The organism is Candidatus Sysuiplasma jiujiangense, from assembly GCA_019721075.1.
In the GTDB taxonomy this organism is placed as follows: domain Archaea; phylum Thermoplasmatota; class Thermoplasmata; order Sysuiplasmatales; family Sysuiplasmataceae; genus Sysuiplasma; species Sysuiplasma jiujiangense.
The window spans coordinates 51,434-77,425 of record JAHEAD010000002.1 but is presented as its reverse complement, the minus strand read 5'-3'; the positions used below and the strand labels follow the sequence as shown (position 1 = coordinate 77,425).

Annotated in this window: 27 protein-coding genes and 1 rRNA gene; 8 read left to right on the top strand and 20 right to left on the bottom strand. The window is 52.9% G+C overall.

The annotated features are described in order from the left end of the window. Position 1: 1 nt before the first annotated feature. On the bottom strand, positions 2 to 943 hold the full coding sequence (gene radA, locus KIS29_02090) for a DNA repair and recombination protein RadA (GenBank protein ID MBX8639114.1): 942 nt from the start codon (positions 941 to 943) through the stop codon (positions 2 to 4). A 26-nt stretch (positions 944 to 969) separates the two neighbouring features. Continuing rightward, entirely contained in the window at positions 970 to 2,868 is a 1,899-nt protein-coding gene (locus KIS29_02085; GenBank protein ID MBX8639113.1) for a DUF5591 domain-containing protein, read from the bottom strand. Positions 2,869 to 2,965: 97 nt separating this feature from the next. On the opposite strand from KIS29_02085, the gene pyrB reads away from it, so the two are divergent. After that, the gene (pyrB, locus tag KIS29_02080) at positions 2,966 to 3,898 is read left to right on the top strand and encodes an aspartate carbamoyltransferase (GenBank protein MBX8639112.1); all 933 of its coding nucleotides are present in this window, start codon (positions 2,966 to 2,968) and stop codon (positions 3,896 to 3,898) included. Beyond that, entirely contained in the window at positions 3,895 to 4,353 is a 459-nt protein-coding gene (locus KIS29_02075) for an aspartate carbamoyltransferase regulatory subunit (protein ID MBX8639111.1), read from the top strand. Before pyrB ends, KIS29_02075 begins: the two co-directional genes overlap by 4 nt. 13 nt (positions 4,354 to 4,366) lie before the next feature. Here the strand turns inward: KIS29_02075 and KIS29_02070 are convergent, their stop codons facing one another. The 6 genes from KIS29_02070 to KIS29_02045 all read right to left on the bottom strand — a co-directional run bounded on the left by KIS29_02070 (position 4,367) and on the right by KIS29_02045 (position 7,979). Beyond that, positions 4,367 to 4,780, bottom strand: coding sequence for a roadblock/LC7 domain-containing protein (locus KIS29_02070; GenBank protein ID MBX8639110.1), 414 nt, complete (start codon positions 4,778 to 4,780; stop codon positions 4,367 to 4,369). A gap of 68 nt (positions 4,781 to 4,848) precedes the next feature. Then, the gene (locus tag KIS29_02065) at positions 4,849 to 5,718 is read right to left on the bottom strand and encodes a zinc ribbon domain-containing protein (GenBank protein ID MBX8639109.1); all 870 of its coding nucleotides are present in this window, start codon (positions 5,716 to 5,718) and stop codon (positions 4,849 to 4,851) included. Positions 5,719 to 5,899: 181 nt separating this feature from the next. Then, positions 5,900 to 6,018: ribosomal RNA gene (gene rrf / locus KIS29_02060) — 5S ribosomal RNA — on the bottom strand. Positions 6,019 to 6,332: 314 nt separating this feature from the next. Beyond that, positions 6,333 to 7,073, bottom strand: a complete 741-nt coding sequence (locus KIS29_02055) for a DUF92 domain-containing protein (protein ID MBX8639108.1) — start codon at positions 7,071 to 7,073, stop codon at positions 6,333 to 6,335. Between the two features lie 24 nt (positions 7,074 to 7,097). Next, positions 7,098 to 7,424 carry a hypothetical protein gene (locus KIS29_02050; GenBank protein MBX8639107.1) on the bottom strand — a complete coding sequence of 109 codons (327 nt, stop codon included), beginning with the start codon at positions 7,422 to 7,424 and terminating at the stop codon, positions 7,098 to 7,100. Between the two features lie 6 nt (positions 7,425 to 7,430). Next, positions 7,431 to 7,979, bottom strand: coding sequence for an AAA family ATPase (locus KIS29_02045; GenBank protein ID MBX8639106.1), 549 nt, complete (start codon positions 7,977 to 7,979; stop codon positions 7,431 to 7,433). A gap of 204 nt (positions 7,980 to 8,183) precedes the next feature. Here KIS29_02045 and albA point away from each other — a divergent pair, with 204 nt between their 5' ends. Next, complete coding sequence (gene albA / locus KIS29_02040) at positions 8,184 to 8,456, top strand: DNA-binding protein Alba (protein MBX8639105.1); 273 nt, start codon at positions 8,184 to 8,186, stop codon at positions 8,454 to 8,456. 200 nt (positions 8,457 to 8,656) lie between these two features. Further along, the gene (gene ppdK / locus KIS29_02035; GenBank protein ID MBX8639104.1) at positions 8,657 to 11,347 is read left to right on the top strand and encodes a pyruvate, phosphate dikinase; all 2,691 of its coding nucleotides are present in this window, start codon (positions 8,657 to 8,659) and stop codon (positions 11,345 to 11,347) included. 8 nt (positions 11,348 to 11,355) lie between these two features. Here ppdK and KIS29_02030 read toward each other — a convergent pair whose 3' ends face one another. Next, positions 11,356 to 12,075: a DUF835 domain-containing protein gene (locus KIS29_02030; GenBank protein MBX8639103.1), complete on the bottom strand. Its 720-nt coding sequence runs from the start codon at positions 12,073 to 12,075 to the stop codon at positions 11,356 to 11,358. Positions 12,076 to 12,092: 17 nt separating this feature from the next. Next, positions 12,093 to 12,968, bottom strand: a complete 876-nt coding sequence (locus tag KIS29_02025; protein MBX8639102.1) for a class I SAM-dependent methyltransferase family protein — start codon at positions 12,966 to 12,968, stop codon at positions 12,093 to 12,095. Between the two features lie 98 nt (positions 12,969 to 13,066). Here KIS29_02025 and KIS29_02020 point away from each other — a divergent pair, with 98 nt between their 5' ends. After that, entirely contained in the window at positions 13,067 to 13,795 is a 729-nt protein-coding gene (locus tag KIS29_02020) for a hypothetical protein (GenBank protein ID MBX8639101.1), read from the top strand. A gap of 11 nt (positions 13,796 to 13,806) precedes the next feature. Here the strand turns inward: KIS29_02020 and KIS29_02015 are convergent, their stop codons facing one another. Continuing rightward, a complete protein-coding gene (locus KIS29_02015) occupies positions 13,807 to 14,973 on the bottom strand; it encodes an NAD(P)/FAD-dependent oxidoreductase (protein ID MBX8639100.1) in 1,167 nt (388 codons plus the stop codon). A gap of 19 nt (positions 14,974 to 14,992) precedes the next feature. Further along, complete coding sequence (locus KIS29_02010; GenBank protein MBX8639099.1) at positions 14,993 to 16,018, bottom strand: aminobenzoate oxygenase; 1,026 nt, start codon at positions 16,016 to 16,018, stop codon at positions 14,993 to 14,995. Positions 16,019 to 16,194: 176 nt separating this feature from the next. Here KIS29_02010 and KIS29_02005 point away from each other — a divergent pair, with 176 nt between their 5' ends. Both KIS29_02005 and KIS29_02000 read left to right on the top strand, forming a co-directional pair. Continuing rightward, positions 16,195 to 16,962 (top strand): enoyl-CoA hydratase/isomerase family protein, encoded by a 768-nt coding sequence (locus KIS29_02005; GenBank protein ID MBX8639098.1) that lies wholly within the window; start codon positions 16,195 to 16,197, stop codon positions 16,960 to 16,962. After that, a complete protein-coding gene (locus tag KIS29_02000; GenBank protein ID MBX8639097.1) occupies positions 16,959 to 17,714 on the top strand; it encodes an enoyl-CoA hydratase/isomerase family protein in 756 nt (251 codons plus the stop codon). The genes KIS29_02005 and KIS29_02000 overlap by 4 nt, the downstream gene beginning before the upstream one ends. 16 nt (positions 17,715 to 17,730) lie before the next feature. Here the strand turns inward: KIS29_02000 and KIS29_01995 are convergent, their stop codons facing one another. The 8 genes from KIS29_01995 to KIS29_01960 form a co-directional block, all read right to left on the bottom strand. Then, the gene (locus KIS29_01995) at positions 17,731 to 17,964 is read right to left on the bottom strand and encodes a hypothetical protein (protein MBX8639096.1); all 234 of its coding nucleotides are present in this window, start codon (positions 17,962 to 17,964) and stop codon (positions 17,731 to 17,733) included. An 11-nt stretch (positions 17,965 to 17,975) separates the two neighbouring features. Then, positions 17,976 to 18,620: a fructose-6-phosphate aldolase gene (fsa, locus tag KIS29_01990; protein ID MBX8639095.1), complete on the bottom strand. Its 645-nt coding sequence runs from the start codon at positions 18,618 to 18,620 to the stop codon at positions 17,976 to 17,978. A 12-nt stretch (positions 18,621 to 18,632) separates the two neighbouring features. Next, on the bottom strand, positions 18,633 to 19,565 hold the full coding sequence (locus KIS29_01985) for a transketolase family protein (protein ID MBX8639094.1): 933 nt from the start codon (positions 19,563 to 19,565) through the stop codon (positions 18,633 to 18,635). 23 nt (positions 19,566 to 19,588) lie between these two features. Further along, on the bottom strand, positions 19,589 to 20,398 hold the full coding sequence (locus KIS29_01980; protein ID MBX8639093.1) for a transketolase: 810 nt from the start codon (positions 20,396 to 20,398) through the stop codon (positions 19,589 to 19,591). Positions 20,399 to 20,601: 203 nt separating this feature from the next. Continuing rightward, the gene (purN, locus tag KIS29_01975; GenBank protein ID MBX8639092.1) at positions 20,602 to 21,207 is read right to left on the bottom strand and encodes a phosphoribosylglycinamide formyltransferase; all 606 of its coding nucleotides are present in this window, start codon (positions 21,205 to 21,207) and stop codon (positions 20,602 to 20,604) included. 6 nt (positions 21,208 to 21,213) lie between these two features. After that, positions 21,214 to 21,948, bottom strand: a complete 735-nt coding sequence (pcn, locus tag KIS29_01970) for a proliferating cell nuclear antigen (pcna) (GenBank protein ID MBX8639091.1) — start codon at positions 21,946 to 21,948, stop codon at positions 21,214 to 21,216. 83 nt (positions 21,949 to 22,031) lie between these two features. Continuing rightward, entirely contained in the window at positions 22,032 to 22,337 is a 306-nt protein-coding gene (locus KIS29_01965) for a transcription factor S (GenBank protein MBX8639090.1), read from the bottom strand. A gap of 339 nt (positions 22,338 to 22,676) precedes the next feature. Continuing rightward, positions 22,677 to 23,954 (bottom strand): hypothetical protein, encoded by a 1,278-nt coding sequence (locus tag KIS29_01960; protein ID MBX8639089.1) that lies wholly within the window; start codon positions 23,952 to 23,954, stop codon positions 22,677 to 22,679. 278 nt (positions 23,955 to 24,232) lie between these two features. Here KIS29_01960 and KIS29_01955 point away from each other — a divergent pair, with 278 nt between their 5' ends. Next, the gene (locus KIS29_01955) at positions 24,233 to 25,489 is read left to right on the top strand and encodes an amidohydrolase family protein (GenBank protein ID MBX8639088.1); all 1,257 of its coding nucleotides are present in this window, start codon (positions 24,233 to 24,235) and stop codon (positions 25,487 to 25,489) included. Positions 25,490 to 25,992: the final 503 nt, after the last annotated feature.

Sequence of the window (25,992 nt, the reverse complement as noted above, 5' to 3'; positions counted from 1 at the left end):
GTCAATCCCTGATTCCCTCCTCGCTGACAGTGATAACGCACTCGGCTTCAGGAAGACTCGGGGAATCGACAAGTCTTGCTATTCTCTTGCCTGCCTTGCTCTTCCTCAGGTAGATCCGGTATGTTGCTGTATGGCCGACTATGTGACCGCCGATGGGTCTGGTCGGATCACCAAAGAATGCATCGGGCTTAGCCGCAACCTGGTTGGTACACAGGATTACCGCATTATTGAGATCGCCAAATCTGAGCAGCGCGTGCATATGCGTGTTCAGGGCCTGCTGCCTTTCCGCCAGTGAGCCTCTGCCCACATACTCCGCCCGGAAGTGCGCTGTCAGAGAATCGACAATAAGCAGCTTCACTGGTTTCTCCTTTGCGAGCTCTCCTGCCTTGTCGACAAGCAGCATCTGGTGCGCAGAATTGTAGGCTCTCGCCACATGAATCTTCTTGAGTGTTTCTGCAGGATCGAGATCCATGGCGGTCGCCATCTGGGCGATCCTCTCGGGGCGGAATGTGTTCTCGGTGTCAATCACAAGCGCCTCTCCATTCAGGCCACCGCGTTCAGGCGGCAGTCCGACATTCACGGCTGCCTGATGGCATATCTGTGTCTTGCCGCTGCCGAACTCTCCGTACATTTCGGTTATCGCCTGGGTTTCCAGGCCTCCGCCGATAAGTTCGTCAAGCGCCTTTGAGCCTGTGGTGAGGCGGCCTATGCTCCTCCTCCTCTCCATTATCTCGTCTCCTGTTTCAAAGCCGCCTATATCCACAGCCTCCTTGGCCTCGTTTATTATCTTGGCGGCTGTAGACTCGCCAATCTCGCAGATTTCCGCGAGGTTCCTTGGAGACTCAATCGCTATTGACATGAGATCGCTGTATCCTGCCTCCCTGAGTTTTTCCGCGGTGGCAGGCCCGATTCCGTTGATTTCCTCAAGTTTCTTTTCCTTCATTGAAACGCCTTTCATTCTTTCAATTGTCATTGTATGTTGTTATTTAAATTGCTATCAGGGGGAGTAGACCGAAAGCCGTCCCCCTGTGTAATCTGCACCTCTTCCCTTGAATAATGTCTTATCCTGACCGCTTCGCCCTTCAGGCCGCTGTTCATTTCCCAGGAAGACATTCTGGCCACGCCTACGCCTGTCACCTCATTGCCATTCTCCACTATTACTTCATCGCCCTGCCTTATGGCATCGCCAGCCCTTTCCACGCCCACGTTGAACAGGTTGCCCCTGAGTCTGAAGTCACGCATTGCGATGCAGTAATCCCTGACATGCGCCCTGATATGCTCCGCCCCCTCGATTGTCAGAGAGAAGATGCCCCTCGCATCTGTCAGCATTCCGAACTGTATCTTCCCTCTCATTATGCGCAGTAGCGGAAACCTTCCCCTGATATCCGCCCCCTCGGCGAGACTCCTTCCCCCTTCGCCGAACTGGTACGCCAGTATGCCTGACGCAAAGATGCTGTTTCTCTCCTTCCAGCCGATCCCGGCATGATCCATTTCACAGCACGCCGATGCCAGCCTCTGCAGTGCAGCCCTGCTTCTAGTCTGCCCGCCCGAGGTGTCCGTGTAATCAATCCCCTCTTCGGAGAGCGCCTGATTTACGAACTCCCTTTCATCCTCCAGATGCGAGATTACCATCTCGTACTTTCCCCTTCTCAGTATCCGAAGCAGCATTTCTGTCGACCTGCTCTTCTCATCCGGAGACCACATTCCCGTGACCGGTATGTCATAGTGAGCGGCAGGATACACAGTCTCAAGTTCCTCCGGAACGACGCCAAGCGGCGAAGTGACTGTGAGCAGATGAACGGATGTCGCAGCGCGCGACTGAGAAATTGCATCATAAAAGAGCCGGTGTGACTTTGAATACAGATATGGCTTGATGTTGGAGCACGGAACAAGAACCGCGATCTTCATCGCTTCCGGAGGCCTGTAGCCGTTCATTATCCTCCTTGTGTACCGTGCGATATCCGCCCTCCTGAGCGATATGTCTGAAATTGCACTAATCCTGCCGTTGTTCCCGGCCATACGCTCAAAGTAGTCAAAATGCTCTATATCGAGGTGCCGCAGAAATTCGGTATTCCAGGCTCCGACTGCGGAACATTTTTCTACCTCCTCACGGATTCTTCCTTCCCTTATTGCAATTCTGGCCCTGTTCAGCTCATCCAGCATCATCAGCCTGTTGTGCTCGAAAATCGGGCTGTCGGACCGGGAGACGCAGGCAGAACAGTGGCATAGCCCCTGTCTGAATGGTTCTCCCCTGTGCAGTCTGCCGCCGACAAATGAGTTGCCGCGGAAGGACTCCATGTCGGTGAGTGTGGAGTCTACAATGTCTATGCCGGCGTAGAAGAGGAGCTTCAGGTTGTCAGGCGTGGCTATTCCCGGAGCGTATATCAGCGGACGCCATCCGACCAGGTTGCGCATTGTTGTTACGGCAGCGGCAAGGACGCCCGGGCGTATTGAAAATTCGGGTGCAGCGGTAATGACATAGATGCTCCTCCCGGCTTCAAGCTCCTGCGCCATTTCCGCTGGAGAGGCCGATGACATGAATACTTCTCCGCCGGCGGCATGGCCGGCCACTGGGGCCACTCCCTCCAGGTCCGGCGAAAACGGTATGCAGTTCGGAAGCCTCACCATTCCGTCAGAGACAAGTGACTGCGATTCGCCGTCAATCATGCTGTTGTGCGACGAAATGAATGTGAAAATATCAGTTTCCGCAGGTTCGGCCGCAAGCAGTGCTTCGGCGTCGTGCGGGAATACCTTCCCATGCACGGCTGCAAAAAGAACGGCGGGCAACCTCAGTGACTTGCCCCCGGTGACGAATGCACCCGTTCTAGCCGCAAAGTTTCTGCTGTCAATCTCAGTGTATGGCTGCATTTAAACTCCTTCCTGTCTGAAAATCTGTGGACAGATAGAGGTATTCTGCTTCTCGTTAAAAACTAATACTTCAAAGTTATGTCGCTTTCTGGTTCCGATGGCCCGACCAGAATTTGCGGATTTCGTTTCGATCAGGGATTTTTCCAAGGAACAGATGCTTTCCGTGATAAGGAGGGCGTTGCAGATGGTTCCATACGCGAGCGGCGAAAAGCTCACCCAGATTTTAAGGGGCAGAATACTGGGCACCCTCTTCTACGAGCCTTCGACGAGGACAAGACTGTCTTTCGAAGCGGCGATGCTCAGGCTCGGAGGAAGCGTAATGGGCTTCTCCACATCCGTCGGCACTTCGGTGGAGAAGGGGGAGAGTCTTTCCGACACAATCAGGGTCACGGAGTCTTATGCAGACATACTGGTGATAAGACATCCGCTCGAAGGAGCGGCGAGGCTTGCGGCCGATTTGAGCTCAAAGCCGGTAATCAATGCCGGTGACGGAGCGGGCCAGCATCCGACCCAGACGATACTGGACCTTTACACTATGCAGGAATCGAAGGGCAGACTTGACGGTCTCAATGTCGTGCTCGTCGGTGATCTCAGATTCGGCAGGACGGTGCACTCGCTTGCAGAGGCTCTTTCACTGTTCGGAGTCAACCTGACACTGATAGCACCGCAATCGCTACAGATGCCCAGAGAGGTACTCACGCAGATAGAGTCGAACGGCATAAAGCCCAAGACGGGGATTTCGCTGGAAGATGCAGTGAAGGAGGCGGACATCCTGTATGTCACAAGAATTCAGAAGGAGCGTTTTGCGGATGCCGCCGAGTATGCGAAGGTTGCGGGAAGCTACCGGATAGACGCGAAACTGCTCGCACATGCAAAATCTTCGCTCTCTGTGATGCATCCGCTTCCACGCGTGAATGAAATTGCTCCGGAGGTAGATCAGACGGAGCATTCCCTATATTTCAGGCAGGCCGCCAACGGGATACCGGTGAGGATGGCCATACTTTCAATGCTTCTGGGGGCCGAATTATGAAGGAACTGAAGGTCCAGCCCATCAGGAACGGAACTGTCATAGACCACATCGAAACGGGGATGGCCCTCAACGTCCTCAGGATACTCGGCATCACTCCGGAGAACGTCAAAAGCACGGTCAGCGTCGCGATGCATGTCCACAGCAAGAAAGAGGAATGGAAGGACATCGTAAAGATCGAGGACAGGGAGCTGTACGCGAAAGAGGTCGACAGAATTGCCCTCATTGCTCCCCGCGCCACAATAAACATAATCAGGGATTACAACGTTGCCGAAAAGAGAAAGGTAAAAGTGCCCGAAGTCATACGCGGGATTGTAAGGTGCGCGAACCCGAATTGCATAACGAACGGCAGCGAACCTGCCGAAAGCCATTTTTCTGTTATAAGAGAAAGACCGCTGACGCTGAAATGCCATTACTGTGACAGGATACAGTCAAAGATAGAGGAATATATTCTCTGATCCCGCAATCGGCTCAGTTCAGCCAGGGGGCTTCCTTTCTCAGTTTCGCGGCCCCCTCCTCCAGTGCCTTCAGCGATCTGCCTTCCCATTCAGGCTGTTTCGTCACTCCGACGAGAATGTAATTCTGGTTAATCGGCACAAAGACAATTCTGCTGCTCTGGAATGTGGCGACAATATTTGTTACCCCGCCGTCCTTCACGTCAGACTTCAGCGCCTCCGCTGCGCTGAAAACAATTGCCGACATTGCTGCAAATGTCTCTTTCTTCTGGGTGCTTTCCGTGTCGACCGCCACAAGCAATCCTGTTTTGGAAACGATAGAACAGGATGACAGCTGGGCATCGGCAACTATGCGGTCAAGCGCCCTTTCCTCAGTTTTTCTGTTTGCTATCTTCCCCTCAGCCATCGACTGGCCAACTCCCGCTGACATGGATGATTATAATGTTCAGATATAATATTCCTATCATGTCTGCACAGAGCATGCCGGCCGGACAATGGCTACCTCACCTTTGCGCCGCATTTACCGCAGAACATGTCGCCTGTTTCAAGAGCGGCGTCGCACGCCTGGCATCTGTATTCTATCTTTGCGCCGCAACGCCTGCAAAACGAATCTGTCTCGCGCAGCGGTGAGCCGCATGCCGGACATGCCTCATCACCGCCGGAAGGTGCCTTGCCATTATCAGTCGCGGCAGGAGATACGGCTGTTCCGCCAGGGCCGTCAGATATCTCCTTCCTGGCCCTGATGGCGAGATGCAGCGATTCGCCGTATTTACCCTGCCTGAACGCCTCTTCAGCCTGCGCCAGTTTCAGGACTGCGGATGCGATGTCCCTGCCTCCGGACTGGGCTGTCGCAGCCTCGTCCTTCAGAAGGGAGATAGCGAAACTGGCTTCCGCGTAGTCCTTCGGCAGCTTTTTCTCGGCAGATCCTGGCTGTTGCCTTTCATCCTGCTTCGTGAACACATCCCCGGATGCCGCCTTTTTTCCGTAACCTGAATCTGCAGAAGCAGATTCACCCGTTCCTCTTTCATGCCGGCCCTGCCTCTGCTTTATGGCGAAGAGTGTCTCCCTGGCACTCTCAGCGTATCTCTTAGCATCCGAGAAATTTCCCATACTGATTGCAGCATCGGCCCTGCCGATCAGCTTTTCCGCCTCCGTGACATCGTATCCCTGCGTCTTCAGCGCCCGTGATATTGCCCTTGAGGTGACTGTCGCATTGTATGCCTCGTCCTTTGAGCGGACAGCTGCAAGCCTCGCGTTCTTTCTCCTCATGAGCCTTCCCTTTGCGCTGCTCCACTCGAGATAGCCGATGAAGACCACCACCGCAATCAGCAGGGCAACAAAAAAGGAAGTTTCCGCACTGATAGCCAAATGTACACCGTCACGGTTACTCAGAACAGATTACAAAATAAACGTTACCAAACCATTCTCAAGCGGTGACTTCAGTGGAATGGCCGACAGCGCTCTATGAGTATGTGGCCTTTAAAACGGTAAACTTCACCGATTTCCCGAAGGATCTCGGCTAATTTGCCTGGGCCACATACTGCATAACCCCTTGCGGGGCCAAGCTTCCCGTTGGCTCGCGCACAACAGTACCACAGGGAACGTAGGTGGACTTAACTTCTGGGATCGGACGAGACCAGGTGTGTCACCACCACTTTGGCCGTCGTACCATTCCTGAAGACTCTGAAATAAACAACCTATTTATGCCTTTCCAAGTGTTCGGCTTTGATCCTGAGAAGTCCATACTGGCAGAATTTGGAAGCAGATTTTTGATTTTAGGCGCAGAGGCCGGGCGTTCCTCTGATGTTAATCAGGGCTTAGGCTTTTCCACACTCCCCGTCCTCGATGATTTCCCTCGAACTCATCTGGTGCTTTCAGCCGCTTCCTGACAACCTTCAATCGCCACTGTGTTCGCAGATCATTTCCTGACAACCCGCAGCAGCCATTTCAGGCAGATGACCGCAGGGTGAATCCTCCGCGACTCACACGAAGAGCACGATGTACGCAAGCAGCGAAACAATGACGATGGACGAGACGTTGTTTGTCTGCTTGCCTATCAGTCCCCTCCTTTCAAGCGTAGCCCCGAGGAGACTGTCAACCATCGAACCGAGGAATCCGAATAAGACAACAGGCGGGAGCAATGAAACGGGAAGTTGAATGCCGGACAGAAAGAGAAGCGCATAGCCGGTCAGTGCAATAAACACCGCACCGCCCAGCGCAGCGGCAGTTCCAAGTACGGAAATTCCGCCATCTGTTCCGGTGGGAACCTTTCTGAATGTCGTGATCAGACGCGTGTTGCGATCTATGACACCTATTTCGCTTGCGAGCGTGTCCGAAGCGGCAGCGGCGATTGAGACTATGAAGAGAAGCGCATATTCGGCATGTGTTATCGAGCCGGGCCCGAAGGAATTGAGCAGTGCAATTACAACCCCGGGCAGGCTGTTGGCAACCACATTCATTGTGCCGCGTTCCCCCTTCCTGCCTTCCTGGAGTCCCCTTCCGGCTTTTTCAAGGATCCTGAATTTCGTGGTCAGGAAAGCGGCAACAACAAACGCCAGGATGGTAAGCAGCCATGGAATGCCGCCAAACACGCCAATGGCCGAACTCACCAGGAACGCGGAGAGCGAGCCACTCGCAGTGAGCATGCGGTGCATGTATGCCAGGGAACTTAGTCCGGCGCTGAGAACAAGTGATATGGCCGCATCGGCTATGGAAATGATCATCTTGACGCTTCCGTCATCTTTGTCTCAGATCGCCTCTGCCCTTTTGAACGAATCGGTCATTTTCCTGTCCTGCACCAGCAGGTCAAAGAGTCCCCGCGCAGTCTTCAGAGCTTCCTCCTCACTGCTGCACGGCGTCACCAGAAGTCTCCCCGTCCTGTACAGTGTGCAGCTGTGACCGTTGTACATTACATTGATCATCATGTCATCAGGCTTTACCCGTATTCCTTTCCTCTTCAGTGCAGATGCGCATTTTGCCAGCGGCAAATCATAAACCGTGGAGGGGTAGACGACATATGCATTTCCCGTGCATGGCCTTACAAAACCGAACTCGATTTCAGCCAGAGTCTTCACCTGTCCTCATTTTATGAATCCGGCCTCCCTGAGCAGATTCATTATGTTCTTCCTGAATTCATCCATTGTCCCTTCATTTCCCAGAACCATGTCGGAAAGCGCTATGGCATTCCCGAGTCCCCAGCCCAGTTCCCTTCTGTCTCTCTCCTCAAACTCGCCCCTTGTCAGCGGCGTATCGGACCTTGCGCGCGACTTGAGCCTCTCATACCTGATCCTGGAGGAAGCATAGATATTCACAACCACCGCATTCATACCGAAATACTGCCTGAAATACGCAACTTCGGCCTCACTCCTTGTGCCGTCTATCACACAGTCCCTGTCTCCGTTTTTCACGTTCCTGGCGGTTCTCCTCGCCCATATGTCACTGCCGTATTTCAGTCTTTCAACGCTTGCCACCCTGCCGATGTTGGTACCTGTCGGTTCCAATTTCAGCTGACTTACCCTTGACCTGACAATATCCCCCATCTGGAAGACCGGAATGCTCAGGGATGTACAGTAATTGGCAAACTCGGTTTTTCCTGCTCCTGCCATTCCTGTGAGAACAAGTGCCTTCACTGAATCACCGCCGTATGTGCACATCTATGCATTTGTCCATCGCCATGTGATGGACCGAAATAATTAAAACATTGCCTGTTTCCGACCGGCGGTTGCGGGGAAACTTCGCTCTCCGGCAGTTTAAAATAATGTTTTAATAGCTGCACAGTTCTATGTGTCTGGCACACCGGATCAAAAGCAATAATTAAACAGGACGTGAATACAATGGCAGAAGACAACATTATATACATCGGAAAGAAGCCAGCCATGAATTACGTACTGGCCGTCGTTACACAGTTCAACAGCGCCGGTCAGGATGTAACCATCAAAGCACGGGGAAAGTCGATAAGCAGGGCTGTCGACGTGGCTGAAATAACCAGAAACAGATTCCTCAAGGACGCTTCGGTGAAGAATATCAAAATTTCGACCGAATCGCTGAAGGATGAGGACGGAACCACATCAAACGTCTCCTCGATAGAGATTGTCCTAGGGAAATAGGTGCTTCGTCGCCTTCCGTATGCGGCAGGAATGCCCGGCCGGCAGGCCCAACTGCCAAATTCGCATGGTGCAGCGCTGTTGTGCCGGTACGCATCTCATGCAGAAATTAATTTTTCAGTCCGCCAGACATCCGCCGCCGAGGGACGGTTGTCTAACCTTTTTGTAATCGTACCGTATACGGTCCAATCAGGTGCCCTGCAATGGTCAAAAGAAAAATGGTATATCTTTTTGAAGAGGGAAGCGCGGAAATGCGCAATCTGCTCGGTGGAAAAGGCGCCGGTCTGGCGGAGATGACGCGCCTGGGCCTGCCGGTTCCGTCGGGTTTCACCATCACCACGGCTGTCTGCAACGCATACTACAGGCTGGGCAAGAACCTGCCCCCCGGACTGAGGCGGAGGGTTATGGAGTCGCTGCACGTTGTCGAGGTAAAGATGGAAAGGAAGTTCGGCGGTCGCGGGAAACCGCTGCTTGTTTCAGTGAGATCAGGTGCCAGAGTGTCAATGCCGGGAATGATGGACACCGTTCTGAACCTCGGTCTCAATGACGCAACAGTTTCATCGATAATTGCCGAGTCGGGCGACAGCAGATGGGGCTTCGACACATACAGGCGTTTCGTCCAGATGTATGGCAATGTGGTAATGAGTGTCGATCATTCTGTTTTCGAGGATATCATACAGGAGGTCAAGGCTGCAAGGGGAATAAAACTGGACACCGAGCTCAACGCCGATGAACTGTCAAACCTTGTCAGGCGGTACAAGGAGAAGATCCTTGAAGTGACAGGCAAAAAATTTCCTGACGATCCGTCCGAACAGCTGTGGAGTGCCATAGGGGCTGTCTTCGAGTCATGGAACAACAGGCGGGCTGTAACTTACAGGAAGCTCAACGGCATACCGGAGGAATGGGGAACCGCGGTCACAGTCCAGTCGATGGTATTCGGAAACATGGGCGACGACTGCGCCACCGGTGTAGCATTCACGCGCAATCCGTCGACAGGCGAAAACAGGCTCTACGGCGAATACCTCCCCAATGCGCAGGGGGAAGACGTCGTTGCAGGCATCAGGACGCCCCAGCCGATAAACAGTGATGCCGGTAAACCGGGTCTTTCGCTCGAAGAGAGGATGCCCCAGACACATGCGGAACTCCTCAGGATCAAGGACATCCTGGAATCACACTACAGGGATATGCAGGACATTGAATTCACGATACAGAAGGGAAAACTCTATCTTCTCCAGACGAGAAGCGGAAAGAGGACTGCCCAGGCAGCTGTCCGCGTGGCCGTGGAAATGGTCGGGGAGGGACTGATATCCAGGGAGCAGGCCATCCTTTCGGTGAATCCTTCGGCGCTGGACCAGCTGCTCCACCCCGTCTTTGATGAAAAGTCGCAGAAGCAGCTGATCGGCAGGGGACTTCCCGCATCCCCAGGAGCCGCGACCGGCAAGGTCGTGTTCGATGCCGCAGATGCAGTCAGGCTTTCTGCGGCAGGCGAGAAAGTGATACTGGTACGAACAGAGACGTCGGCCGAGGATATACATGGCATGGCTGCGGCCCAGGCTATACTCACTGCCACGGGCGGAATGACTTCTCACGCTGCGGTGGTAGCCAGGGGAATGGGGAAGTGCTGCGTTGCAGGCTGCTCCGACATCGCCATCAGCTACAGTGAACGGAAATTCACCTCCGCAGGAGGGGCCGTTGTCTCTGAAGGCGATTACATCAGCGTCGACGGAACAAGCGGCCAGGTCTTTCTCGGGCAGCTGCCCACCAGGGCTGCTGAACTGACAGGGTATTTCGAAACATTCATGGAATGGGCCGACGAACTGAAGAGACTCGGGGTGAGGGCCAATGCGGATCTCCCGGAAGATGCAAGGGTTGCGAGGAGGTTCGGTGCCAGGGGCATAGGCCTGACAAGGACTGAGCACATGTTCTTCGGCGAGAACCGCCTCCCACACATGCGCCGGATGATACTTGCCGGCACAACTGAAAAGAGGAAAGAGGCGCTCGAATCCCTTTTGCCGTACCAGAAGGAGGACTTCATGGGCCTTTTCCGCGAGATGAACGGCTACCCCGTGATTATAAGGCTCCTGGATCCGCCGCTCCATGAGTTTTTGCCGAAGGGAAGGGACGAAGCGGAAAGGCTGGCCGGCGACATGGGGATAAGTCCTGAGGAGGTCATGGCCAGGACCGAATCGCTGAAGGAGCTCAATCCCATGCTCGGGCACAGGGGCTGCAGACTCGCCGTGACCTACCCGGAGGTGTATGAAATGCAGTACAGGGCGATATTCGAGGCTGCCTGTGAACTCAAGAAGCGGGAAAACATCGACGTCGTGCCCGAAATCATGATACCGCTTGTCGAGGGGAAGGAGGAAATAGAGCTTCTCAGACCGCGGATAGATGCGGTCGGTAAGGAGGTCATGGACGGATACGGCATAAAGCTGCAGTATATGGTCGGAACAATGATCGAGCTTCCGAGAGCAGCACTGCTGTCCGATTCCATAGCCGGTGTGGCGGACTTCTTCTCGTACGGAACGAACGACCTGACGCAGACCACGCTGGGGCTCAGCCGTGACGACGCCGGGCGTTTTCTTCCGGAATATGTAGGAAAGGGACTGCTTCCCGAGGACCCGTTTCAGTCGATAGATGTACAGGGTGTCGGTCTCCTGGTAAAGATGTCGCTGCAGAAAGGCAAGAAGGCAAAGCCGGGACTCGAGGCGGGCATATGCGGTGAGCATGGCGGAGATCCCCGGAGTATCGAATTTTTCCATGCAGCCGGCCTCGACTATGTCAGCTGCTCCCCCTACAGGGTACCTGTCGCCAGGCTCGCGGCTGCGCAGGCCGCTCTGAAATCAAAAAAGAGTGAGGGCAGGGCTGAGGGTCCCGGAAAGGATCAGGATTGAACCGTCGCTCAGACGGTAAGTGTCATCTCCTTCTCTAGGAGCCTGTAGTCTCTTTCATCGAGACTCCGGTGATCTGCTGTTATGATGAGATACCCCCGGCTGTACTCCGCCTGCTCGGCGATCATCTGAATGAATTTCAGCACCGGCCGGAAATCGAACTGCGTTATCAGGTATTCCATCCCTTCCAGGAGGACTGCGCATCCCTCCTGCTTTCCATAGAACGAGCGTATTCCGGCTGCCAGATTCGGAAGGCTGTTTCCTATACCGTAGCGCCTGCCGTTCTGTACGATTTCCTCCTTCTCTATCCTGGTAAGCCAGATGAATGATATTGCGTCCGCATTCAGGCCGTATTTCTCGATAACTCTTGAAGGCTCCGTTCTTGTCACGGACAGTCCAGAAGATCCCCTGGCCAGCAGCGAACCGAATATCGAGAATCCCCTGTCCGGCCTCTCTTCCCGCACGAGAACGGAGCTTCCCGGGCTCATAGTGATTGTAGTGACGTCGCCCTTCTTTTCGGAAGATATGGCGACACCCAGCAACCGTTCAAGCTCGGTCCTTTTCGCGCTTACTGCCTGCTGAACCGTCCCCTTCCTGGTCCTTGCAAGCATCTGGAGTTCCTGTGAGGAGTACTGCCTGCTGCCGAAGGACATTACCTCCGCCCAGACCTCATTCAGGGCATCCTCAAAGCCCCTGAGATAGCCCCTTGCGTAATCCTCACGTTCACTCATTTGAATCAATCACGAATTCATGTGCTCTTAATACTATTTATTTTCCCTTCGGGCGCTTTGTCTGTGCGCACGACACGCAGATCTGCCGCCATGTGATCCAGAAGGGCCGAATAGCCCTTCACCCTCCTGATATTCTCCACAGCCACACTCTTGCCGACGCCCATTCCCCGTCCTTCTTCGATCTCACTCCTCCATTCGCTTACGTGTCCTCTCCGGACAGCCTGATGGAGGTGAATTGCGCCACCGATCCTGCACATGCTCAGTGCCTTCGGCAGCCACGCAAGTGTGTTTTCAAGATAGCCCATTATAATCCTGTCCGCTTCCTCAACATGGAGCAGGCGGTTGTCCGTATTCTCGGCCCGGAATATCTCTCCCGCATCATTGGCTTCAATTGTCCTGAGCAGATATGTAAATGTGTCTGCGTCCGCCTCCGCGGCGATTATCATTGCGGGGGAAGAATGTACCGCAACAGGCATCGACAGGTGTCCGATCCCTGCGAACATATCCACGATTGTTTCGCCCGTGCAGTCCAGGTTTGCCATTCTCATACGCTCATCATGATTTGCGGATGAGAACATTACCTTCGACACATCGAGGACATACCTCACGCCGTTCTCGTTGTGGACCGTCTCACCATCCTCGCCGTAGATGAGTTCCAGAGACGGCTTCCTGAACGGCCCCGAGATCAGCCCCCTGACTGCATAGACGCTCTGCGCCTTGAGCGCACCGGCATACGCCTCCCCTATCTCGTATGAATAGCTTTCGAGTTCCTCCCTGAGCTTGAGCACCGCAACGCTCCCGATCATTTCCCATCTGGCAGGCAGAAATTTCTTCAGTTCTTCCGGCAGTTTCAGCGATCTGACCGCAATGTCCCTGGGGGTTGGCCTTGTCATGCTTTCTTCCTTTCTTTCCCGGTTCCTTACCACACATATGTGATTCGTTCAGTGTATAAGTCTGCTTCCCGCACCACTGAGTATTTTTAATAGCGGACATGGATGTCCTCGACGTGCATCCTGCAAGACTCGCAGACATACTGGTTATAATGCTGATTGTCCTCAATTCGGCGATTCCGGCATCAGGGCAGCAGTCATATGCGAATCTCATTGTGAAGAGCGTCACATCCCCGGATATAAATCCCGGGGATTCCGGGACATTGAAAATGCAGCTGTACAATCCGTACAACGCTACCATGGAAAATGCCACTCTCTCCCTTTCAATATACGCTTTTTCATCCGGAAAAGAATACACAAACATGTCTGCCATCGGAATACAGGACAGGCCGTATTTCCTGTCAAGCGGCGGCCAGTCAGTTACGGAGAGATTCAGCCTGGTGCCGGGTCAATCAGACACCTTTGCGCTTGCGCTGCAGACAAATTACACCACTCCGCACGGCTCTTTCTTCAATGAGGGCACCTACTTTGTGTGGGAATTCATGTCTTTCTATGTCGGTCAGGAGCATATGCGCATGGCCTCCAAAGGGTTTTTCACGGAAGCTGAATGGAAAAGCATATTTGTTCCTGTTTCGGGCGGAGTGAGTCAGCTGAACTTCACCTATCTGAATGAGACGCTCGGCTTCTCGGGCATACTTCCGGATGTCTCCTTCGGTGTCAACACTCCCTCCCCGACATATCTCTTTTTCGCCGCCGGTTCTATCGCATTCATAGTTGGCGTCGCGGCCGTGGTGTCCTATTTCCGGGAGAGGAGAAGTGCCGGGCGTTAAGGACCGAGCGTCTACATCAGTGCCCTGATGAGCTGCGGCGAGAACCGCAGAAGAGACGGAGCCCGTGAAAGCACCAATGGTGAAAGCTCTGTCGGATAGTCGATGTCTCCCCTGCTCAACAGATCCTTGATACGGCTCTCATCCAGTGTACGGAAGAGACTGTCAAGATTTCCGTCATTCATCTGCAGGAATATCCTCCTGACAAGTGCTCCCCTTTCGAGCTCCCGCCCGATGCCCCTGTTCCACTCCTTCTCGTACCTTGACAGGACGCGTGCGCTCATGTCGCCGCAGGCAAAAGCCTCGGCTGCAACGGAGGCTGCGAGATCGGCCGCCGCCATGGATGTGAATATTCCGCCGCCAGAGATGGGTTTTACATGCCCTGCAGCGTCCCCCACAAGCATTACGTTGTCTGCGACCATCCTTCCCCTGTTTCCCAGCGGAATCGGACCCGCAGTGAGGTTCAGCGCCTTCCCGCCCCCAAGCTTTGCGAGCAGCCTTTCGTAATATTCGGCTGCTGTCCTGCTGCCCGAAGTGATTCCAAGGCCGATCCTTGTGAATTCCTTCCCGGGAATGGCCCATGCAAAAAAACCCGGCGCTGTCTCGCTTCCGAAATAGAGGGAGACGGCATCACTTTCATTGAGTGAAGGGACATAGACATCTGACTGTACGCATGAGACGATTTCGCTGTATCTGCTCAGTCCGAAGATCCTTGAAACGGTCGACGACATGCCGTCTGCCCCGACAAGCAGCGAGCACCTGACTTCCCGGAGCTCCCCCATTTTCTTGAACTGTATTTTCAGCTTTCTTCCCTCTCTTTCGGCGCCGACAAATGTTGAACCAAGCATTATTTCCGCACCGGATCTTGCGGCTCTTTCCGCAAGCGTTATGTCGAGTCCGCTCCTGTCGATAACATATCCTTTGATGCTGTTTCCCTCAATTGCAAAATGGACGCCTCCGGGCGAATAGAAATTCACGGATCTGATTGTATTGTGCCATGATCTGAGGCCGCTCATCTCAATCACGCGCGGACTGACAAGTCCGGAACACTGGACCGGTTTACCGATCTCATAGTTTTCTTCCAGAAGGAGCACATCGTTTTTCTGAGATGCGCCGGCAGCAAAGCGGCTGCCGGCCGGGCCGCCCCCGATCACAACCATGTCATATTCGGTCTTTACCATGTGCGGGCAGCCTCAATCATCAGAAGACGGGCACAATCTCGTCGCCGTCAACGTCGCCGACATCCTCGCCGGATATGCCCAGCTCAGGTATTTCCGGCAATCTGATTCCGTATTTTTTCATCGAGGCTCCGACCTTCATTACAGCCGATCTCCACGCATCCTCCTTCTCGGAGATGAGAGGAACGCCAAGGCCTGCGTCCCTTGAAATGTCTTCCATCTTTTCGTTTACTTCCTCAAAATATCCGGGCAGTTTCCAGAATGTGTTTGATTTTGCCGGCAGCTTGTATGTTATCAGCGAAAGGAAAATGAAGCCTGCCTTGATCTGCTTTGTGACCAGTCTTTTTCTTTCTTCATTCATCTTCTTGGCGCCGTCTGCCATAACGAGCTGCGTAAAGGCATAATGCCTCGTTTCATCCTGTGCTATGTTCCTGAAAGCTTCCCTGAATGTTTCTATCCTGGAATTCCTAGACATCTGAGTGAAAACGGTGGTGGCCGCGGCCTCGCCCATCATGAATGATGTGAACAGAACGTCCGTCGTGTATTTGTTGTACGATTCAAGATATGCCTTCCAGTATCGTGCACCATTGTACCACGTCCACAGTATGTTTGCCTGTGCTTTTGCCTCCAGGTCGTTCATCGGCTTGAATCTGGTCGGGAAACCGGGGCACAGCTTGTTTATGCACATGCCGCAGATTATGTTGTGCCTGTTCTCGTCGAATGCGATGGTGTTTAGAAGACACCTGACCGCCGTCTTCTCCTTGAGTTCATGCGCCTTGACTACGGCATATGAAAAAACAGGATTTGCGTTGTCAAAGGTGGAGAGGAGCGCCCACCAGTAAGCCATCGAGAGTCTCTCTTTTCTGTCCAGCCCGGATACAAACTCGTCCAGTTTCGCCCAGTCCAGCTTTGACTCATCCCACTGTTCCTTCTTCGATCTGCCATATAGCCTCCATTCCAGATCATTGGCAAAGTCCCATTCGGCAGGATAGATATTGCCTGGAGGAAATTCCGGCAGCTCGATTTTATCTCCGGATCCATTTTTCATTTTTCCGTCCTCTGTACTGTTCAGCCACTTATTTATACCCGCTTTAAAGGTGCCGACTTTGAGCAGGTGTTCAGCCGCAGCCCGATACCGGTCTGCAGCCTGCCTCGCAGCGGCCGGCGGAAACCAGTTTCCAGTTAGCATTACATATTTCAAACGGCATCACCCTCTGTGTTCCTATGGCAGGTACCGTAATCGTTGAAAAAACAGGCAGGACAGGCGTGATACGCCTCAACAGGCCCGAAAAACTTAATTCGATAAATATGGAGATGGTCGCCGATATGATTGCCGCTTTCGACTCATTTTCGGCAGATGCAGAAACAAAGGCAGTCATAGTGACGGGAAACGGCAAGGCGTTTTCGGCAGGAGCGGATGTCAGGGAGCTTTCCGGTATGAGACTCGATGAAGTGGTGAGGGGAGGCCATCTTCCTCTGTGGGAAAGAATGAGATCATTCAGGAAACCTGTGATTGCGGCTGTAAACGGTCCGGCAGTAGGAGGGGGCCTGGAGCTCGTCATGGCGTGCGATATTGCCCTGTCGGCAAGAAGCGCAAAGTTCGGCCAGGCCGAAATAAATCTCGGTATAATCCCCGGTGCCGGAGGAACGCAGCGCCTCGCAAGGGCTGCCGGAAAATCGAAAGCAATGGAGATGGTGCTGACAGGGAACCTGATCACTGCTGACGAAGCGGAGACGATAGGCCTTGTCAGCAGGGTTTTCGATGACGAAAAACTGATGGAAGGAGCCCATGAAATGGCATCGCGGATATCCGATCATTCGCTTTTTGCGCTGGAACTCGCCAAGGAAAGCGTAAACAAGGCATTCGAAACAAATCTTCTCCAGGGTCTCGACATCGAACGGAGGAATTTCATAACATCGCTGGTCCACGCCGACGGGAAGGAAGGCATCGATGCATTTCTCTCAAAGAGGAAGGCTGTGTGGCAGGGATGAAGACGATTGAATTCGGAATGGAAGGTTACGTCGCGACAATAACGATGAACCGCCCGGAAAAGCTTAACGCGCTTAGCAGAGAAATGCGCATCGAATTCATAGATGCGCTGCGGAGGGTGAATTCGGACGACAGAATCAGGGCTGTTGTGATTACAGGCGCAGGAAACGCCTTCTGCGTCGGCGCTGACCTCGATTCAATGCCCGGGAGTCTGTCCGCCGATCTTTATGAAACATTCCATCCGATTATGCGCGGCATAAGATTCAGCCCCAAGATATATGTGGCCGCTGTGAACGGTGTTGCCGCAGGTGCGGGCATCAGCATCGCGGTCGCGTGCGACCTGAGGTACTGCTCAAAGGGAACGAGGTTCGTGACCGCTTTCCACAGGATTGGCCTCGTTCCGGATACGGGACTGTCATACATGCTTCCGAGACTTGTTCAGCCTTCGTCCGTCTATGAGCTTCTCCTTGCCGGGGGCGAAATGACTGCAGCCGAGGCGGAAAAGCTTTCTCTCTTCCGCATATCCGAGGATCCGCTGACTGACGCTGTTCATAGGGCAAGAGCGATATCGGAAGGGCCGTTTCAATCATATTCTCTGAGCAAAAAACTCCTGAACAGGGCAGTATTCGGCGATGGGGACGCATTCCTGAAGGAGGAAGCTGAGGCACAGGAGGAACTCGGGAAGTCATCCGATTTTCGTGAGGGGGTCAGTGCGTTCAGGGAAAAGCGAAAGCCGGTTTTCAGCGGGAACTGACCGTTACCGGGCAAACTCATATTATCTTCAGGTAGAAAAGGAATGCAAGGAGGACGAGGATTATGATGGCGATCACAATTAATTTTACTGCCCAGGTCCCTTCCTCCTCCTTCCGTGCAGTTTCCCTTTCAGCGATCTCCTCATCGCTCATCTGTTCCACGCCTATCAGCCGATCCAGCTCATCCACCCATTCATCAAGGCCGTCCTTCGGTTCGTCCTGGACCTGTGTTTCCTCTCCCTCTCCAGTCACACAGTCACCCCTTACTTGGGCACCTTTTCCCAGTCCTTTATGAACCGTTCAAGTCCAGTATCGGTGAGTGAATGCCTGATCATCTGCTTCAGGACGGCAAACGGAAGTGTCACAATATCCGCGCCGAGCATTGCTGCATCAACAACATGAATCGGATTCCTGACGCTTGCCACAAGAATCTCGGTATTGAAGTCGTAATGACTGTAGATTTCTGTTATCTCCCTGATGATCTGCATTCCCTCGTTTCCGATGTCGTCCAGTCTGCCGATGAAGGGGCTGACATAGGAAGCGCCAGCCTTTGCCGCGAGTACCGCCTGGTTCGCAGAAAAGACCAGCGTCATATTCGTCATGATGCATTCGGAACGGAGAGCCCTGCATGCTTTAAGTCCTTCGGCTGTCATGGGTACCTTGACGACGATCCTCCTGTTGATCTTCGCAAGCTCCCTTCCTTCCTTCATCATGCCACTGAAATCAGTGCTTAGCACCTCAGCGTTCACGGGTCCATCGATGATGCGGCATATCTCCCTGAGCACTTCGCTGAACTTCCTGCCCTCCCTGGAAACGAGCGACGGATTTGTCGTAACGCCGTCAATTACCCCGAGTTCCCATGCCTCCCTGATTTCACCGATGTTTGCGGTATCCAAGAAGATTTTCAACTCTTTCACCAGCTATTGTTTAATTTTAACCAGTTTCTCCGCCCTTTGGGCGATATTCCGGGGTGTCAGGCCGTATTTTGCCAGAAGCTCGTTAGCCTCGCCAGACTCACCGAAAGTATCCTCAGTTCCGACCTTGTCCACAAGGACAGGGTATCTCTGTGCGACAGCCGAACAGACGGCGTCGCCCAGGCCGTTGATCACGCTGTGCTCCTCGGCCGTTACGATGCAGCCTGTCTTCCGCGCATATTTCAGCAGGGCATCGGCGTCAAGCGGTTTTATTGTGCTCATGTTGATGACCGAAGCATCGATTCCTTTTCCGGAAAGTATTTCAGATGCGTTCAGAGCTGAATGGACCATCTGACCGGTGGCGACAAGCGTTACGTCTCCCCCGTCTCTCAGCACGGATGCTCTGCCCAGCCTGAAGTCTCCGTTGACATCGCCGATGGACGGCACATCGGCCCTTCCGAATCGCATATATGCAGGTCCACGGTATTCGGATAGGGCATAGGTTGCCTGATATGTCTCACGGGCGTCCGCAGGAACGACAACGGTCATGTTCGGGAGACCCCTCATGAGGCCTATGTCTTCAAGCATCTGGTGTGTTGCGCCGTCCGGTCCGACCGACAGGCCGGCATGGCTGGCCGCAATCTTGACGTTGGATGACGGATAGGCAATCGACTGCCTGATCTGGTTATATGTCAGTCCGGTGGCGAAGACTGCAAAGGTGGAGGCGAAGACAGTCTTTCCGGCCATTGCCAGGCCGGCAGCAATCGTTACCATGTTTGCCTCCGAGACACCGCAATTGTAAAATCGCTCCGGGAAAGCCTTTCCGAACTCGCCTGTTCTGGTGGAGACGGAAAGATCGGCGTCGAGAACAACAAGATCCCTGTTCTTTGAGCCGATTTCGGTCAGGGCTCTTCCGTATTCTTTCCGCTGGCTCTCCATTTTCGGACTGCCAGAATCCATTTTCATTTCACACCGTCCAGCTCCCTGAGAGCCCTCGCAAGTTCTTCGCCGTTCGGTGCCTTTCCATGGAATGCGACGTTGTTTTCCATGAATGAGACGCCTTTCCCCTTCACTGTCTTTGCTATGATCGCCGTGGGAGCGCCTCTGCACTGCAGTCCCTTCCGGTATGCATTGATTATCTGGCTGAAATCATGTCCGTTGATTGATATGACGTTCCATCCGAACGCCTTCCACTTTTCGTCAAGAGGTGTGGTATCGAGTATGTCCTTGGTGAAACCGTCATTCTGAATACCGTTTCTGTCCACAAAGACGGTTATGTTATCAAGTCGCCTGTGCGAGGCGAACATTGCAGCCTCCCAGGTCTGTCCCTCATCATTCTCCCCGTCGCTGAGCAGGGCCACTATGCGCCGGCGGCTGCCGTCAAGTCTGGAGGCAAGAGCAATTCCACAAGCTATCGAAAGACCCTGTCCCAGGGAACCAGTGGAGACCTCAACACCGGGAACCCCTGTGTGGGCATGCCCCTGCAGTCTGCTTCCGATCTTTCTCAGTGTGATGAGTTCGTTCTTTGGAAAATAGCCAGCCGCGGCAAGAACCGAATAAAGGGCCGGCGCGGCATGTCCCTTGCTGAGTATGAAAATATCCCTGCCATCCCACCTGGGATTCGCCGGATCGTGCCTGAGCAGGCCGAAATAAAGCGCTGTCAGAATGTCTGTGCTGGACAGCGACCCGCCGGGATGACCGGAGCCTGCTGCATTTGTCATCCTGACTATGTCCTTCCTGACCTCTCTGGCAATTCTTTCAAGTTCAGGAATGGAAGGTGCCTCGGGGGTTTGTTCAAACAATTGATTTCACACCTGATAAATGCGATTGTATCCGCATATTTAACCTTTTGAACCGGCCGGCTCATTTTCCACAATACAGATTGTAACAACCACATTTTCTTGAAACAGGGGAGTTCCCTTCGATATCGCGTCGATCCCGCAGTAAAAGCACGATGCAGGCCTCTACCATACCACTACCGCGGCACGAAGCCATCTTCCATCACCATCTTTATGGCACTTGGATATGCCTTGAGTTCCTCCGCATGCACCCTGCTCATCAGTGTTTCCGGGGTGTCGCCGGGCAGAACCTGCACCTGTCTCTGGACTATTACGGGTCCGCCGTCCACGTCGTCGGTAACGAAGTGGACAGTGCATCCGCTGACTTTCTCCCCATTTTCGAGTACCGCCTTATGTACCTTCAGGCCGTACATTCCCTTCCCGCCGTACCTCGGCAGGAGCGAAGGGTGTATGTTTAGTATACGCATCGGAAACGCAGACACTGTCTCGTGCGAAAGTATGCGCAGATAACCTGCCAGGCATATAAGATCCGGTTTGAGGGCAGTGAGACGGGAATGGAGTGAGGAATCAAATTCCTCCTTCCGCATGCCCTTCCTGTCTATGACCGTGGCCAGTATGCCTTCGCGCTCGGCCCTGCGGATGGCGAATGCAAGCGGATTGTCGGTCACCATCTCCACAACTCTTCCTGAGAGACAGCCTGTGCGGCAGGCGTCTACTATCGACTGCATCGTGCTGCCATTGCCTGAAGCAAGGACGCATATGCTGTATTTTCCATCGCTCATGGAGTTTCAGCTTTCAACGCGTGGTGCGAGAAGATACTTGACGTGTCCGCTGCCGCCTGCAATTTCGAACTCAAGCTTGACAGGATAATTGTTTCCGAGGTTTATCTTCACTTCGCTTCCGCCTGAAATGGCCTTTGCCATATTGGAAAAGTAATCCAGGGGAAAGAGACTCCTCACTTTTCCCTTGGACTCCAGAGTGATCAGTTTCTCTTTCGGCAGTCTGAAATCAACCGAATCGGAATCACCTTCTGAACTCATTTCAAAATAGTCGTCATCCGCCACAAGTGCGATATGATCCGAGACACTCTCAGATGCCCTGATGCCGTAATTCAGTTCTTCAGCTTTCAGCTTGATTGTTGTGGGCAGGTCTATGTTAGGCACCTTGGGATCAGACATTCCTGCAGTGTCCACCAGGCTCATACGCCTGGTTACATCCCCTATCTTTACAATCAGCTGATTCTTGTCTTCATTGTGTTCCATTTTCACAATGTCGCCTGAATGCGCGAGTTTCAGTATTTCCCTCAGTTTTTCCAGATCAATACCGAGTTCAGTGTCCTCGCCAGCGAATTCCTCAAATGCCTGTTTGCCCAGCGACATCTCCACCATAGCGACGTGCGCCGGGTCGACCGCCTTCAGTGAGATGCCGTCTGCGTCAACATTGAATTTTGCTTCATCGACAAGCGTTGATATTACATCGACTATCTGTTTCAGAACTTCTGCCTTCGCGCTGGATTTGAACATTTGAGATTCCTTCGGGCGGTTAAAATGCTTTGAAAATATAATTGTTATGTTGGTCTGCAGTCGGGTTGCCCGGTTCACCTGCTTCAGTACTCCCTCCAGGAGTAACTGCAGTTTGTGCACCGGTATATCCTTGTCTCCGGCTCGTCTGCGGCCCGCGTCTGCCTGAGCACCCAGTAGGCCTCGTTGTTGCCGCATTTGGGGCACTTCACATCAGTCTTGGGAAGTGTATCCGATCGCCCTTCAACAACCAGAAGTTCTCTGTTTGCATTCATCTCGGACCTTATGGTTCCTGAGGATGCCTTTGCCACAGACCCTTCATATCCGCATCTCCTGCATTTCATCTTTCCATTTTCAGGAAACATAAGCGACTTACATTTCGGGCAAAACATGATTACATACCCAACTTAAGATGTACTGCTTTAAAATCCTTTTGACCACTTCAGCCCTCAATTGAAGGTCCGCTCGTACGTTCGTGTCTCCACCGTTCCAGCCTTTCATCATGACACACAGATTTGAGTACCTGGCAGGGAGAAATGCCATGGCCAACCGGCATCCAGCCGTGTTCCGCGCGGACGGCAGCCGGCAGCAGTTTCACAGTACTAGCCGCTCATATATGAAACCCCTTGACTAATGTGCATATAAATGTCTGTAATGGTGCAAATGCGAACAAGGCACATTGGGGGAGGGCATCTCGGGGAAAAGTGTAATTTTTCGTACGAACACAGCAGTCACAGCAGTTCCCATTCGCTCGTCTTTCTTGTACCTGACTTCAGGTTCTCACCGGCAGAAGCCGTCTTGGACGCGAGTTGTGAGAAGTTGAAATCCCTGCCATTTCCATTCTGCTGGTTGTGTTTCCTGTTGAGACTGGCCATGTAATCCTTGCCCAGTGCCCGTTCAACGAGCTTTCTGGTGCTTTCCTCCTTTATCTTGTTTTTTCTTATGACTGACATATCTGAAGTGTTTCCTTCAGCTCTGTAAAGCTTTACGATGGGCGGTCCCTGGTAACCGGAGGCATTCGCAGCGTTCTGCCGGTAGCTGCTTCTTTCACCTCTATAGCTGGCCGCTTCGTTTCCTGCGGTACCGCGATAAACGTTTTGTCTGATCTGTGAGGTTCCGTAAACATCGTCCCAGGACGAAGGCCTCCGAACCTGAGGACGGGGTATCACTTCGGGCCGTTCAGGATAGTGTAGCGGTCCTGTCCTGTATGAAATCGGCGTTTTTTCGCTAGCCTGATAGGCTGAAGGAACAGGCGTCATGCCCGACGACGCGGGATAGAGCGCTCTCATGTTCTCAAATCCTGCAGCAGCTCTTCTCCTCGCCGGCATCAGCGAGTGAATAAAGCCTGCAGGCTTCGAAAGGATGGCATGTGCATATGCATGGTCGTTAGGCTGCTGCCCTCCCGAAACGAGTATGTTTGTTGTCGGAGCGCCGTACCTGGACACATATTCGAGCTCCCTCCTGCTCTGGGACGAAAGTATGCCTCCGACGTAAGCAAATGCAAGTGTAATCAGATAATTTCCAACCTTGAAAGAGGCAGCTGTCCTGAGCTCGTCTATGAACGAACCAACATAGGTGGTGGCGAAACTTACGTATGGCGCCGCGATCGGCAGTCGCTCTAGCGCGTCCTTTACGAGCGTATAGGTGAGTATGGTGGCGTTCTGAAATCTTATTGGTATGACTCCGGCCTGGAGAGCACTGGAGAGACCAAACAGCACTATCACAGGCAGCAGTGCGGCAAGAATGGCGCGGAACGGTGAGCCCGCGCGTCTTCCCCCTATGAAACCGCCGATCATCTGTCCGAGAAGCGGGAGCCAGTAGAGCATGAGTGAAATCATCAAGATGTATTTTGAGGCGCTCAGAATGCTGTAGGGTTTGCCCGAGCCGCTCTCTCTCTTTCTGGCGTTATCGCTTTTCGGAAGCTGGTATACAGAAGGCTGTGCGATCATTCCCTGCGGTATCCTGTACATGTCCTCTGAATTGAACGGCTCCTGATAATAGCGTTTCAACTCGAATCACCGGTCTGACATCTGTCAGACAGTATGTGTACGGTTGTATTTAATGTTGTTCAGAAGTTCGGATTCCGCTACGGAATCCTTTCTGCCGGGGATATGCAACTGCATTCAGGCGCTCTTGGAATTTGTCCTTCCTGCACGGTGGTGCCGTTTCCTCTCAACACCGAATCCAGCAACACTGTGCTTCACGGGTTCTGTTTCAGGATTTCAGGAATACAATCAGTTTTAATTCCAATAGTTGTTTATGCTTAGTCATCGAGGGGAAGATCAGTTTGAATCTCCTTATCAAGAACGGCCTTGTCGTCACCCAGGACGATTCACGTTCCGTAGTGAAGGGCAGTATCTACGTCGAAGACGGGATTATCACCGAAATCGGTAGCAAAGCGAGAAAGGACGACTATGTTATTGATGCGGGCGGAGGGATTGTAATGCCCGGCCTGATCAATACACATACCCATGTCGCGATGACTGAGTTCCGTGGTAAACTCGACGACATGAACCTCGAGGCTTTTATCGAAAAAACTTTCAGTCTCGATAACCACAGGACCAGGGCTTCGATTGAGTTCTCGACAAAACTTTCGATCCTGGAGATGATAATGTCCGGGACAACTGCATTCTTGGACATGTATTATTCGGAGGACATTATCGCCGATATGTGCAAAGTTGCAGGCATAAGGGCATTTCTTTCTTGGGTTGTCCTGGATGAAGACAAGACCACCCAGAAAGGAAAGCCTCTGTCAAACGCCGAAAATTTTGTAAAGTCGCACGGGAACAACCCTCTGATAACCCCTTCAGTTGGACTTCAGGGGGTCTATGTATGTTCGGAGGAGACATGTAGGGCTGCCAGGGATCTTGCATCAAGGTATACAACACTGCTGCACATGCATTTGTCGGAGACAAGGGCGGAGGTTTATAATCATCAGAGGATCTTCGGAAAGAGGCCCGTCGAATGGCTGAACGGCTTTGACTTCTTCGAAGGCTCCCCGGTAGTGGCGGCGCATGGTGCCTGGTTGATCAAGAGTGAAATGAGAGACTTGTTGAACGGCGGGGTGAGTGTGGCTCACTGCGCGCGATCGAACATGAAGCTGGGTTCCGGCATTGCGCCGGTCAAGGAAATGATGGATATGGGCATCAATGTATCGGCAGGAACAGACAGCGCAACGACCAGCAATAATCTTGACATGTTTGAAGAGATGCGCACCGCCTCTTACCTCCAGAAGGTATCAAAATGGGATTCGAGCGTCGTAAACGCCATGCAGACGCTGGACATGGCTACCAGAAACGGGGCAAAGGCACTGCGTTCGTTCGACAAAATTGGTTCGCTGGAGATAGGCAAGAGAGCCGACATAGTCATTCTTTCTCCCAGGAGTATAAGGATGAATCCACTTAATGCCTCCAGCGCAATAACAAACATAGTCTACTCCGCACAGGGAAGCGATGTTTACACAACAATTGTTGACGGAAAACCGCTTCTGCTCGAAGGAAGTCTATCGAACGAGCTGAATAGAATGAACCCTCTGAACCGGTGATCTCGCTCTGGAAAACAGTAAGATCCTGCCATCGCACCACATGCCAGTGCAATCTCCTTCCTTTTTTTCCGAATTGCCTTGCGGCCGGATGCTGCTTGAGAAAATGATTGCCGATCTTCAAATTACACAACTGCCGACTGTAATTCATTCCATTTTGAATTATTGAAACCTGCGGTTGCGCTAAAATCTGAAACCTCCTCTTTCCAAATCTCGGTAATAATCAGTCGGCTGCTATGCCGCGCATCCTTTACGCAGCTGGCAGGTTTTCATTCTGTTGCAGGGCATACCAACACCAAATTCATGAAAATCCAGCGGCCAGACGAATATGCTGGTCCCGCACCGCATGGGCACTGCATGACATGCCGGCATATTCAACGTTTCCGAAATTCACAAAATGCCTGAAAATGCGGCATGAAATCTGCCGGTGTCATTACGGAGCCTGCGGAGTCTGGTCCGATACCAATCGACTCAACCCGCTTTCGGCGTCATAGTTTGTGAGTGAT